The organism is Rhodococcus sp. IC4_135, assembly GCF_011602025.1.
Lineage (GTDB): Bacteria > Actinomycetota > Actinomycetes > Mycobacteriales > Mycobacteriaceae > Rhodococcus_F > Rhodococcus_F baikonurensis.
On the sequence record NZ_JAAOLG010000001.1, the window covers coordinates 490,205 to 502,750 of the forward strand.

A 12,546-nucleotide genomic window follows, 5' to 3' on the forward strand; every position below is an offset into this window, starting at 1 on the left:
GAGGGCAAAGAGCATGGGTATCGAAATTCACAATCCGGCGACTCTGCCCGCCAACGACAACGTCCCGGGCAACGACTACGCCTTCTGCGTCGAGATGGCCGGACAACCGTGGTTCACGTCCAAGGGCGCAATGATCGCGTACTACGGAAACATCAACTTCGAGCCGCTCGGGCGCACGAGCATGACGGCGATCGTCGCGGCCAGGTTCTCTTCGCCGCTCTACGCGGACGACTGGGTGCTCGCTCAGGGGCAGGGCAAGTTGATCCTCGGCGACCGCGGATTCAACATCAATTCCTACGACCTCGACGACGGCAACCTCACGATTCGCGCGGCCAATCTCCTCGCCTTCGAGACGAGCCTGGACCTCAAACAGTCCATCGTCCCAGGCTTTTTGACGCTGCTGGGGACGGGTAAGTTCCTGGCGTCGTCCAACGGCCCGGTCATGTTCGCGGAGCCGCCGCTGCGCATCGACCCGCAGGCGTTGGTGGGTTGGGCCGACTGCCCGTCGCCGTCCCATCACTTCGATGCCGACTGGATGCAGAGCTTCCTGGGCGCGGTTCGCGGAAGCATGTTCGGCGCGAACACCGGTGAAGAACGCCAGTTCGATTTCACCGGAGCCGGGACGGTACTGATCCAGTCGAGCGAGAAGGTCGTCCACGACGGGCACCTCCTCAAACACATCGAATCCGAGACCGTCGCACTCGGGCAGAACAGTCTGCGCGCACTGCACGCCTCGATCGGCGCGCGGCTGCAGAACTGACGTCTCGGGGTACGCGAGGTCTCACCGAGGGGGCCGGTCCGGTAGCGTATGGGCGTAATCGTCGGTATTTGTGTGCGCGCTCTGGGTCTCGAGTCGAACGGTCCCTCTCGCGTCACGAGGATTGCAAACACTTCACATTGCAAGACCACTTACCTGTGCACGAGCAATACGTGCTCGCGAGAAATACAAGGCTGGAGTAGTAACCCGATGACCGAGGACAGTCACCGCACCGCAGGCGCCTCCTACGCGGCAGCAGGAGTCGATATCGCCGCAGGCGACCGGGCGGTGGAACTCTTCGCCCCTCTGGCCAAGAAGGCCAGCCGCCCCGAGGTCATGGGTGGCCTCGGTGGTTTCGCCGGCTTGTTCTCCCTCAAGGGTGACTACAAGGAGCCGCTGCTCGCCGCATCGACCGACGGCGTCGGAACCAAGCTCGCTGTCGCTCAGGCGATGGACAAGCACGACACGGTCGGACTCGACCTCGTCGCCATGGTTGTCGACGACCTCGTCGTCTGTGGCGCTGAGCCGCTGTTCCTCCAGGACTACATCGCTGTCGGCCGGGTCATCCCCGAGCGCGTCGCGGAATTGGTCAGCGGAATCGCCGAGGGCTGCATCCAGGCCGGCTGCGCTCTCCTCGGTGGCGAGACCGCCGAGCACCCCGGCATCATGGCCGACGGTGACTACGACCTCTCCGCCACCGGCGTCGGCGTCGTGGAGGCCGAGAAGCTGCTCGGACCGGACCGCGTTCGCCCCGGCGACGTCGTCATCGCCATGGGTTCGTCGGGACTGCACTCCAACGGTTACTCACTGGCCCGCAAGGTCCTCCTCGAGATCGATCGGATGAACCTGAGCGCACACGTCGACGAGTTCGGCCGCACGCTCGGTGAAGAACTGCTCGAGCCCACCAAGATCTACGCCAAGGACTGCCTGGCGCTCGCTGCCGAGACCGACGTGCGCACCTTCTGCCACGTCACCGGTGGCGGCCTCGCCAACAACCTCGCTCGCGTCATGCCCAAGGGCTTGGTCGCCGAACTCGATCGCGGAACCTGGAGCCCCGCTCCGGTCTTCGCGATGATCGCGCAGCGCGGACGCGTCGAGCGCGCCGAGATGGAGCAGACCTTCAACATGGGCGTCGGCATGGTGGCCGTCGTAGCTCCCGAAGACGTCGACCGTGCGCTTGCAGTTCTGACTGCACGCCACATCGACTGCTGGACGCTCGGTAGCGTCAAGAAGGCGTCGGACGCCGCTGCAGAGCGTGCGTTCCTGGCCGGAGACCACCCGCGCTTCTAAGCCGCAACGTCACCTCTAGACCACAACTGCCCCATCGGAGAAATCCGGTGGGGCAGTTTTGTTTCCATCTGTGTTTCGATCGAAGCGCAGGCGTGAGGCGGAAAATGGAACGCAAAAATGAGGAAGAGCGATCAGCTCTTCCTCATTTCACAGTCTGCGCGGTGGCAGTGCGCGGTCAACGCCGCCAGTCGTCGTAGTCGTCCTCTCGCGCATGCCCTTCCCTATCGGAAGTCTGGTCCGATCGGACACTGCTCCGATGCGAGTTGGTCGATCCACCTGCGAGCTCTCTTTGCAGGCTGTCGAAATCCGTGGTCGGTACGCTGTATTTCAATTCGCGTGCAACCTTGGTCTGCTTTGCCTTAGCCCGGCCGCGGCCCATGGCTGACCCCCTCGCGCTTTCGCGGGGCGGCCTGGGGAATTTGGCGGCCCCGTTTGAGTGTGTAAGTTTCCTGACACACACTCTAGCGTGGAAAAGTCGCTTCCGCTTCCACGAACGCCTCACCGCCGTGTCTGATTGCTCTCACTATGGCCGCGAGCTGCCAGGATGCTGAAAGAACTCGTCAGAACTTTGTGAGAACTGCTCAGAAGTTTCCCGGAATTGCGCGAATCGTCCCCACTCGGGCGTCACCGCCGAAGACGGGAGCCGACGCGAGAGCCGCCAGCTCCTCGGTCCACTCGGTGTTCATTCGCTTGAGCAGAGCTGCCGCCAACGGCAGGAGCGCCCGCTCGTGGCCGTCGTCGATCTTGAGGGCGAAAGCGGAACCGTCGGGAAGCGCTCCGGCGTAGATGCCGTCGTATCCGGTCTTGGAGAACAGACCCGGCACGGCTGACATCAGGCGCTGATCGTTGCGGCCCGTGCCCGAGACGAGGAAGGGGTTCTCGCGGACCGCGTCGGCCACGGCTCGTTCAGGGGAGTCCGGCTCAGCCGAGGGCAGGCGTCCGAATGCCCGAGCCAGGTTCGTGAGCGAGAGCGGCACGATCGGGAGGCCACAACCGTCGATACCGAGTTCCTGCTCCTCCTCACCGCTGAGATCGAAGATCGTCTCCTGGATCGCGAGCTGGAGGGGATGAGACGGCTCCATGTACGTCTCGAGCGGCCAGTCGTTCACGACGCACGTCGCGAGCATCGCGGAGTGCTTGCCCGAGCAGGTCATGTAGATCGGGCTGGGAAGCTCGCCCGCTGCGATCAGTTCGGCTCGGGCCAGTTCGTTGCCCGGCAGATCTGAGGGGCACTGCAACTGGTCGACACCGAGTTGGTAGCGAGCGAGAAGCGCGGCGACCAGTTCGATGTGATCGGCCTCGCCCGCGTGTGAGGACGACGCGACGGCCAACTCTTCCGGACTGGTGGGTGCAAAGCCGTTACGGAGCGCTGCGACGGCTTGCAGTGGCTTGTTCGCCGAGCGGGGGTAGATGGGTGTGTGAATTTCCCCGAGTCCGACCACGACCTCGCCGTCGGCGCCGAGAATGACGGCCGATCCGCGATGCACGCATTCGCGGAATCCGGAGCGGACCACTTCCACCAATTCGATACTCACGAGTGCACCTGCGCTTCTGCTTGTTCGATGAACCTCTGGACGCGCGCGGTGACGTTCGGTGCAAGATCGGTGTGTTCTGCGAGGAGCCGTCGAAGTCGCTCGGGGTCGGTTCCGGCGAAGACCTCTCGAACCGTCACCCCGTGCTCCGGGACGTGGACTCGGGTCACCGAGTCGCCCGCGGCGATCGTGCCGGTCCGGTTGACGCGAAGGTAAGCGCCCACGTCGGTCCGTTCGGTGAATCTCTTGACCCAGCCCTTTTCCGCGGCCCAGATGCCGAACGTGCCGCACGGGACGCGGGGAGCGGTTACTTCGAGTTCGAGAACGTCCGACGCCTCGGCTCCGGTGATGTGCCAGCGCTCGCCGATCACGGCGTCAGTAACAAGCATGCCGCTGATGTGGAGATTCTCGCCGAACCATCCGGGGCCGAGCGGTCGGCCCAACTCGTCCGACCAACGCTGCGCTTCGTCGCGCTGATACGCGTAGACGGCTTGGAATGCGCCGCCGTGGAACTCGGTGTCGCAGACGTAGTCGCCGCCGAGTCCGAGTCGTCCTACCGCGACACGGCCGTCGACGGGACGCTTGTCGATCGCGGTACGTGGGACTCGCCTGACGCCGCTGTCACGTTCGGTGTGGACGACGCAGACCGCGTCGACGATGCCCGTCACTTGCCGCGCAATCGGTTGACAGCCTCACGTCCGGCCTGGGGTGCGTCGTCCGCGACGATCGAATCCGGATCGATGGACGCGGCACTGGGGCCGGCCATGAGTTCGGTGTCGACCGGGATGTTGCGCTTGATCAGAGCGAGTGCGATGGGGCCGAGTTCGTGATGATTGACGACGGTCCCGACGCGTCCGACGGCCCGTCCACCCGCGGTGATCGGGTCACCCGGTTCCGGGACCGCTTCGGCGCTTCCGTCGAGGTGCAGCATGACGAGGTGGCGCGGGGGCTTGCCGAGATTGTGAACCCGGGCGACTGTTTCCTGACCGCGGTAGCAGCCCTTGTCGAGGTGGACGGCGCCGTGCTCGGCCGGACCACCGATCCAGTGGACCTCGTGCGGGATCGTGCGGTCGTCGGTGTCCAGTCCGAGGCGAGGCCTCGTCGCTTCGACGCGCAGTGCCTCGAAGGCCCAACTTCCGGCGGGCTTGGCGCCGGCATCGGTCAGCTTGGTCCACCACGCTGACAATTGCTCACGTGGGACGAGCAGATCGAACGAGTCCTCGGTTGGCCACGGCATGCGGCGGACGAACCCGCCGTCGGCCAGCGCGAGGGCGTCGTAGGCATCGGTTGGTGTCTGCACGCCGATCGAGGAGAGGACCGCCGGGGATTCGGGACCGATCAGGCTCAGGACCGCAAGCTCGTTGCCGTCTCGAGGCTCGGCTTTGGACCAGAACACCATCTTCTTCAAGAACGAGAGAAGGTCAGGTCCGCGGTCGGCCTCGGTGTCGATCCAGGTGACACCGGCCAGGTCCGTCTGCACGAAGTGGTGCTCGACGCGGCCGTTGACGTCCAGGCTCAGGTTTTCGGCGCTCTTGCCGTCGGGGAGCGCGGCGATGTGCTGACTGGAGATCGTGTGCAGCCACGTGAGGCGTTCGTCGCCGGGGATGGCGATCACGAATCTGTGACTGCGGTCGACCACCACTGCTGCGCGCTGCGCGGTTCGCTGTTCACCGAGGGGATCGCCGTAGTGCCATGCGACACCGATGTCGGCCGAACCGTCCGGTGCGGTGACCGCGCCGGGGGAAGTCAGAAGTGGGCTGTTGGGCACAAGAGCGTTGTCGACCACAAGACCAGTCTAGGAGTGTGGGCGGGATCGCGGTTACAGGGCGGCCCCAGCGGCTTGGCGGATCGTTAGGGTTGATGGCATGCCTGATCGCGTATTGGTGACTCTCGACCATGAGGTGCTCGATGCTGACGCACCGTTTCTGCACGCCGACGACCTGGCGGTGGTGCGCGGCGACGGAGTCTTCGAGACGCTGTTGGTACGCGACGGCCGCGCCCGGGTGGTCGAGGGACACCTGAGTCGACTGGTTCTGAGCGCGCGGGCACTCGGCCTGCCCGCTCCCGTTCTCGACGACTGGCGTCTGGCGATCGAGATGGCTGCCGAGGAGTGGGGGACCGAGGAGGAAGGCGCTCTTCGTCTCGTTCTGACCCGCGGCCGTGAGAGCGGCGACAAGCCGACCGCCTTCGTGATGGTCGGCCCGGTGGCCGATCGGGTCAGGCAGGTCCGGGAATCGGGGCTGTCGGTGATGACGCTCGAGCGAGGTTTCTCCGTCGATCTCTCGGCCCGGGCGCCCTGGCAGCTGCTGGGCGCGAAGACGTTGTCCTACGCAACCAACATGGCAGCGCTCCGATATGCGGCGAATTTGGGTGCCGACGATGTGATCTTCGTCAGTTCCGAGGGCAATGTGTTGGAGGGGCCACGCTCGACGGTGGTGATCGTTCGGGACAGGACTTTGATCACACCGCCTCCCGCACAGGGCATTTTGATGGGTACGACGCAGCGTGCCCTGTTCGACGTTGCCGGCAGCGCTCGCTTCGATTGCCGATACGAAACCCTCCGACCTGCGGATTTGATTGCGGCCGACGGAGTGTGGATGGTTTCGAGCGTCACGCTGGCCGCGCGCGTCCATACACTCGACGGGCTCGCATTGCCAGAGCCGAAGGTCTCCGAGGAATTCGCGGAATTGGTTGAACGTGCAATTGATTCGGATTCAGCAGGGCGATAGGCGAATAGGAATCGCGACAGGTCTCTACTACATTTGGTAGTAGCAAAGTCCTGCGGTCCAAACCGGACAGCAGTACCGTGTCCGCAGGGGCCGAGCGACTGCCCGCGTCTCGAACCCCGAAGCCTGTCCCAGGGCCCTACTCTCGGAGTAGCCAATGGATACTTTGGACGTCTCCAGGTGGCAGTTCGGTATCACTACCGTCTACCACTTCATCCTTGTTCCGCTGACCATCGGACTTGCGCCGATGATCGCGATCATGCAGACGATGTGGGTGGTCACCAAAAAGGACCACTGGTATCGGCTCACCAAGTTTTTCGGCAAGCTCTTCCTCATCAACTTCGCCCTCGGTGTAGCCACCGGCATCGTGCAGGAGTTCCAGTTCGGTATGAACTGGAGCGAGTACTCGCGATTCGTCGGTGACGTCTTCGGAGCTCCGCTCGCGTTGGAAGGCCTCGTCGCCTTCTTCATGGAGTCCGTCTTCATCGGACTGTGGATCTTCGGTTGGGGCAGGCTGCCCAAACTTGTACACCTGGCGTGTATTTGGCTCGTGGCGATCGGCGTCAACGCGTCGGCGTTCTTCATCATCGCGGCCAACTCGTTCATGCAGCATCCGGTCGGTGCGACGTACAACCCCGAAACGGGCCGTGCCGAGCTCACCAGCATCTGGGAGCTGTTGACCAACAACACCGCTCTTGCTGCCTTCCCGCACGCGGTAGCGGGCGCCTTCCTGACGGCGGCGACGTTTGTTGCCGGCATCAGTGGTTGGTGGATGGTGCGGAACATGCGCCGCGCCAAGCAAGCTGAGGCCACCGAAGCCGAACGTCTCGAATCCGATGCGCGCACGATGTACCGCCCGGCAACACGATTCGCCTTGCTCGTCATGATCGTGGCCGGAATCGGCATCATCTACACCGGTGACGTCCAAGGCAAGCTCATGTTCCAGCAGCAGCCGATGAAGATGGCGTCGGCAGAATCGCTGTGCGACACCGAGATGGATCCGGACTTCTCGATTCTCACCATCGGTACGCACAACAACTGTGACAGCGTGACGCACGTAATCAAGGTGCCGTTCGTTCTGCCGTGGTTGGCCGAAGGCAAGTTCACCGGTGTCGAACTGCAAGGTGTCAACCAGCTGCAGGAGCAGGCGGAGCAGGACTTCGGACCGGGCAACTACCGACCGAATCTCTTTGTCACGTACTGGTCCTTCCGCGCAATGATCGGCCTTGCAGCCGGTTCGGCAGCGCTGGCCCTCGCGGGACTGTGGGTCACACGCAAGGGACGGGTCCCGGACCAGAAGTGGTTCGGAATCCTCAGTCTCGTCGCGATTCCCACTCCCTTCATGGCGAACAGCGCCGGCTGGATCTTCACCGAGATGGGCCGTCAGCCCTGGGTGGTGCATCCCAATCCGACCGGCGTCGACATGATCAGACTGACTGTCGACCAAGGTGTTTCGGACCACGCGTCGGCTACCGTCTGGGCCTCGCTGATCACCTTCACCCTCTTGTACGGAGCACTGGGTGTGGTCTGGTTCAAGCTGATCGTGCGGTACGCGAAGGAAGGTCCGCTGGAGCACGACATGCATCCGCCGGGCGATACAGATCATGACGAGCCGGAAGATCCGGACAAGCCCAAACAACTGTCGTTCGCGTACTAGGAGGCGATCATGGGACTTCAAGAAGTATGGTTCGTGCTCGTCGCAGTACTGTTCATCGGTTACTTCGTCCTCGAAGGGTTCGACTTCGGTGTCGGAATGCTCATGCCGATCGTCGGCAGAGGCAGCGACCTCCCTGCCGATACGCGTCGACGCGTGGCGCTCAACACGATCGGCCCGGTGTGGGACGGCAACGAGGTGTGGCTGATCACGGCCGGTGGCGCGATGTTCGCGGCATTCCCGGAGTGGTACGCGACGTTGTTCTCCGGGTTCTATCTACCGTTGCTGATCATCCTGGTGGCCTTGATCGTTCGTATCTGTGCCATCGAATGGCGAAGCAAGATCGACGACGACAAATGGCGTCAGCGCTGCGACTGGGGCATCATCTTCGGCTCCTGGGTCCCGGCAGTTCTCTGGGGCGTGGCTTTCGCGAACATCGTTCGGGGCGTGGCGATCAACGCCGACAAGCAGGTCGAGTCGGGATTTTTCGATCTGCTCAACCCGTACGCACTGCTCGGCGGTCTGACCACCGCGCTGGTGTTCGCTCTCCACGGCGCTGTGTTCCTGGCGCTCAAGAGTGCCGACGAGGTTCGTGAAGACGCAGTGAAAATTGCTGCACGACTCGCAATTCCGGCTATTCCCGTCGCCGGCGGATTCGTCCTGTGGACGCAGCTCGCCTACGGCAAGGGATGGACGTGGATTCTGGTAGCCGCAGCTGCTGCTGCACTGATCGGCGTCGTCTTCCTGACGCGGGCCGAGCGTGAAGGCTGGGCTTTCGTTCTCACCTGTGTGGCCGTCATCGCCACCGTCGTGCTGCTGTTCGCCTCGCTGTTCCCGAACGTCATGCCGTCGACGCTCGATCCGGCGTACAGCCTGACCATCGAGAACGCGTCGTCGAGTCCGTACACGCTCAAGGTGATGACGTGGGCCGCGGCATTCATGACGCCGGTGGTGATCATCTACCAGGGTTGGACGTACTGGGTGTTCCGACAGCGCATCTCCTCCAAGCAGATTCCGGCGTCGATCGGTCTGCGATTCAAGGAGAAGACGTGGTAGTCACCAACCTTGAATCACGGAACATTCGAATGACGAAAGAACTGACGGTCGAATTCACGTGACTATCGAAGTAGGCGACGCTCCCACCACTCGGGAGCGTCGCCGGGGGCCGATCGACCCGCGACTGTGGCGCCATTCCGCTTCTGCGCGCGGCTATCTGATCCTGACGGTCGCTCTGTCGATGGTGAACGTCGTGATGGTCATCGTCGCGGCGCTCATGATCGGCCGGGTGCTGGCCGGAGTGATCACCACTCGAACTGTGGATGTTTCTTCGTGGACAACCGAATTGGTTGTTCTGGCCGCAGCTGTGGCGGTGCGAGTTCTGGGGACCTGGCTGCAGACCAGGTATGCACACCGGGCGTCGACTCGCGTCGTTGCCGAGATCAAGAACGGCGTACTGACGTCGGCGACGGCAATGAACCCGCGCGATCTGGATCCTCGGCGTGACGAGATCGCGACCGTGGTCACCCGCGGTGTCGACGGCCTCGGTCCGTACCTGACGGGATACCTTCCGGCTCTGGTCCTGTCGGTGACACTGACGCCCATCACCCTGATAGTCATTGCGGTGCAGGACATGACGTCTGCGGTCATCATTTTCGTGACGCTGCCGCTGATTCCGATCTTCATGATTCTGATCGGCTTGCTGACAAAGGGTAAATCGGAGAAGACGCTGGCAGCGATGACCACCTTGTCTTCACAACTGCTCGATCTACTTGCCGGTTTGCCGACGCTGCGAGCGCTCGGTCGTCAGCAAGGTCCTGCCGAGCGGGTACGTGAACTCGGTGACGCCCATCGGCGAACGACGATGTCTGCTCTGCGCGTCGCGTTCCTGTCCTCGATGGTGCTGGAACTGCTCGCTACACTCTGCGTCGCGTTGGTGGCCGTGAGCATCGGCTTGCGACTGGTGTACGGGGACATGTCGCTCGAGCCGGGGATCGTCGCGTTGATCCTCGCGCCCGAGGTGTACCTGCCGCTTCGGATGGTGGGAACCCAGTTCCATGCCGCCGAGGACGGAATGGCAGCAGCCGACAAGGCATTCGAGGTGATCGAAGCGGATTCTGCTGCGCCGGAGGGTGGTTGGACGACGGTGGTCGCGCGCGGCGCCGACATCGTCTTCGACGGACTCGGCGTGACCTCTCGTGGGGGAGTCGCACCGTCTCAACTTTCCGCCGTGGCGTCGCCAGGGAAGATCACCGTGCTCACCGGGCCCAACGGCTGCGGCAAGTCGACGGCAGTGCACGCGCTACTCGGGTTGATCGAACCGAGCAGTGGGCGTGTGACGGTTGCCGGCGTCGATGTTCGAGAGCTGGACGAGAACGCGTGGTGGAGTCAATTGGCTTGGCTGCCCCAGCATCCGGTCCTCCTACCGGGCACTGTTCGCGAGAATCTCGATCTCACCGGGGTCGTTGATGCACAGGCGTCGACTCGTGCCGCCGCTGCGACGGGATTCGAGGCCGTGCTGGCCGAGCTGCCTGCGGGTGTCGAGACAGTCATCGGTGCCGGCGGCAAAGGTCTGTCGCTGGGGCAGCGTCAACGTCTGGCGCTGACACGCGTGCTCGCTTCCGACCGTGCTGTTCTCATCCTGGACGAGCCCACCGCTCACCTCGACTCCGATTCGGAAGGGACAGTGTTGGCTTCTCTGAGAGCACGGGCGGAGCGTGGTGACACCGTCGTCGTGATCGGCCACCGTCCGAGTGTGCTTGCCGCAGCTGACCAGATCGTCGAGGTTCGTGCCCATGAGAAGTGACACTCACGATCCGCTCCTGCGTGCTCTGCAACTACTCGAACTTCGACCACGACGCGTACTGACTGCGGTGGCCGCCGGTGTGGCAACACTCGGCAGTGCCCTCGCCTTGGCCGCGCTGTCCGCGTGGTTGATCACGCGTGCTTGGGAGATGCCTCCCGTTCTCGATCTCAGCGTTGCGGTGGTTGCCGTGCGCGCGTTGGGAATCTCGCGTGGTGTCTTCCGCTACCTCGAGCGATTGACGACGCACGACGTCGCGTTGCGCGGCACCACTGCAGCGCGGTCGAGGATCTACCAGCAGTTGGCAGCGGGAGATCCCGCGGCCGCCGCCGGACTACGACGCGGTGACCTGCTCTCGCGTACCGGCGCCGATGTGGACGCGCTGGGCGACGTAGTCGTCAAAGCGCTGATCCCGATCGCTGTTTCGGTTGTCCTCGCGTTCGCTGCGGTGGGCATCTTGTTGTTCATCTCGATCCCGGCTGCGCTCATTCTGGCTGTTGCGCTGGCGGTGTCCGGGATCGCGGCACCCTGGCTTTCGGCGCGTGCAGCTCGACTCGCCGAGGCCGACAGTTCAGCTGCCGCAGCGCGATTCAGTGAGTCCGCTGTGACGGCGCTCGACCATTCCGCTGAGCTTCGGGTATCAGGTCGCTTGGATCAGGCCGTGGGCGAGGCGGTGTCTGCCGAGAACGAGGTGGTCGACGCAACCGATCGCGCGGCGGTCCCGAGTGCCTTTGCCGCCGCCGCGACACCTCTCGCAATCGGTGTGAGCGTTCTCGGGGCGTTGCTGATCGGAATCACACTGTACGGAACCACCGACATGTCACCGATGTCCATGGGAATCCTTGTACTGCTTCCTCTGTCGGCATTCGAGGGAACCGCGATCCTGCCCAGCGCGGCGGTGGCATTGACCAAGGCGCGACTGGCGTCGGCTCGCATCATGGCGGTCCTCGATCGAGCAGCCGAGGAACACGTCGAAGGTGATCGTGCGTGGCCCGAGAACGGGGCTCTCAGCGTGCACGCGTTGCAGGCAGGTTGGCCCGGTGGGAAGGTGACCGAACCGCTGTCTGTGGATCTTCCTCGCGGTGCTCGTGTTGCCGTGGTCGGTGAGAGCGGATCGGGAAAGACCACCGCGCTGATGACGATGGCGGGACTGCTACCACCCGTCGCGGGAACGGTTCGCGTCGGCGGAGTGGATGTTTCGGATATCGATCCGGCCGAACTGCGTCGGCACGTCGGATACTTCGCCGAAGACGCACACCTTTTCGAGACGTCGGTACTCGAGAACCTGCGCGTCGCGCGGGGTGACCTCACCGCCGAGGACGCGGAGAAGGCACTTGCCGCCGTTGGTCTCGGAGAGTGGCTGTCGGAACTGCCGGACGGACTCGACACTTACCTGGTCGGCGGTATGCGAGCGGTTTCGGGCGGTGAGCGTCGTCGGTTGCTGTTGGCACGCGCGATCGTCTCGCCCGCGGAGGTATTGCTGCTCGACGAGCCGACCGAGCACATGGACGCGGAGGCCGGCGCTCAGTTGCTCCGCGAGTTGCTCGGTCGCGAAGCAACGCTGGTCGATTCTTCGCGAACCGTAGTTGTCGTCACCCACCAACTTCCGGACGGCACAGCAGCTGACCAGGTGATATGCGTCGGGAAAGTTTCTGTGGAAAATACGTTGCCGTCGTCGTGAAGTGGGCGTACTTTCTCCTGTACACAAGGAAGGAGGTGGTCTGAAATTGAAGTACAGACGGACGCGTGAGGTGGCTGCCAGCTAGCCGCAATCGCTGATGGAATTC

Annotated in this window: 11 protein-coding genes; 7 read left to right on the top strand and 4 right to left on the bottom strand. The window is 63.6% G+C overall.

The features are described from left to right. The first annotated feature begins 13 nt into the window (after window positions 1-13). Both G8767_RS02440 and purM read left to right on the top strand, forming a co-directional pair. On the top strand, window positions 14-760 hold the full coding sequence (locus G8767_RS02440) for an AIM24 family protein (RefSeq protein ID WP_003939813.1): 747 nt from the start codon (window positions 14-16) through the stop codon (window positions 758-760). 207 nt (window positions 761-967) lie between these two features. After that, the gene (purM, locus tag G8767_RS02445) at window positions 968-2,047 is read left to right on the top strand and encodes a phosphoribosylformylglycinamidine cyclo-ligase (protein ID WP_003940225.1); all 1,080 of its coding nucleotides are present in this window, start codon (window positions 968-970) and stop codon (window positions 2,045-2,047) included. Between the two features lie 175 nt (window positions 2,048-2,222). Here purM and G8767_RS02450 read toward each other — a convergent pair whose 3' ends face one another. The 4 genes from G8767_RS02450 to G8767_RS02465 form a co-directional block, all read right to left on the bottom strand. Next, the gene (locus G8767_RS02450; RefSeq protein WP_003940337.1) at window positions 2,223-2,426 is read right to left on the bottom strand and encodes a DUF3073 domain-containing protein; all 204 of its coding nucleotides are present in this window, start codon (window positions 2,424-2,426) and stop codon (window positions 2,223-2,225) included. Between the two features lie 202 nt (window positions 2,427-2,628). Next, a complete protein-coding gene (locus G8767_RS02455; protein ID WP_095968669.1) occupies window positions 2,629-3,582 on the bottom strand; it encodes an asparaginase in 954 nt (317 codons plus the stop codon). After that, the gene (locus G8767_RS02460) at window positions 3,579-4,247 is read right to left on the bottom strand and encodes an MOSC domain-containing protein (RefSeq protein WP_095968670.1); all 669 of its coding nucleotides are present in this window, start codon (window positions 4,245-4,247) and stop codon (window positions 3,579-3,581) included. The genes G8767_RS02455 and G8767_RS02460 overlap by 4 nt, the downstream gene beginning before the upstream one ends. Beyond that, window positions 4,244-5,365, bottom strand: a complete 1,122-nt coding sequence (locus G8767_RS02465) for a folate-binding protein YgfZ (RefSeq protein WP_124567690.1) — start codon at window positions 5,363-5,365, stop codon at window positions 4,244-4,246. Before G8767_RS02465 ends, G8767_RS02460 begins: the two co-directional genes overlap by 4 nt. A 79-nt stretch (window positions 5,366-5,444) precedes the next feature. On the opposite strand from G8767_RS02465, the gene G8767_RS02470 reads away from it, so the two are divergent. The 5 genes from G8767_RS02470 (at window position 5,445) to cydC (ending at window position 12,440) form a co-directional block, all read left to right on the top strand. Continuing rightward, the gene (locus G8767_RS02470) at window positions 5,445-6,308 is read left to right on the top strand and encodes an aminodeoxychorismate lyase (protein ID WP_124567689.1); all 864 of its coding nucleotides are present in this window, start codon (window positions 5,445-5,447) and stop codon (window positions 6,306-6,308) included. A gap of 154 nt (window positions 6,309-6,462) precedes the next feature. After that, on the top strand, window positions 6,463-7,962 hold the full coding sequence (locus tag G8767_RS02475; protein ID WP_166809237.1) for a cytochrome ubiquinol oxidase subunit I: 1,500 nt from the start codon (window positions 6,463-6,465) through the stop codon (window positions 7,960-7,962). A gap of 9 nt (window positions 7,963-7,971) precedes the next feature. Next, window positions 7,972-9,015: a cytochrome d ubiquinol oxidase subunit II gene (gene cydB, locus G8767_RS02480; protein ID WP_003939727.1), complete on the top strand. Its 1,044-nt coding sequence runs from the start codon at window positions 7,972-7,974 to the stop codon at window positions 9,013-9,015. A 58-nt stretch (window positions 9,016-9,073) separates the two neighbouring features. After that, window positions 9,074-10,762 (top strand): thiol reductant ABC exporter subunit CydD, encoded by a 1,689-nt coding sequence (cydD, locus tag G8767_RS02485; protein WP_166809238.1) that lies wholly within the window; start codon window positions 9,074-9,076, stop codon window positions 10,760-10,762. Further along, entirely contained in the window at window positions 10,752-12,440 is a 1,689-nt protein-coding gene (cydC, locus tag G8767_RS02490; RefSeq protein ID WP_166809239.1) for a thiol reductant ABC exporter subunit CydC, read from the top strand. Before cydD ends, cydC begins: the two co-directional genes overlap by 11 nt. The last annotated feature ends 106 nt before the right edge of the window (window positions 12,441-12,546 follow it).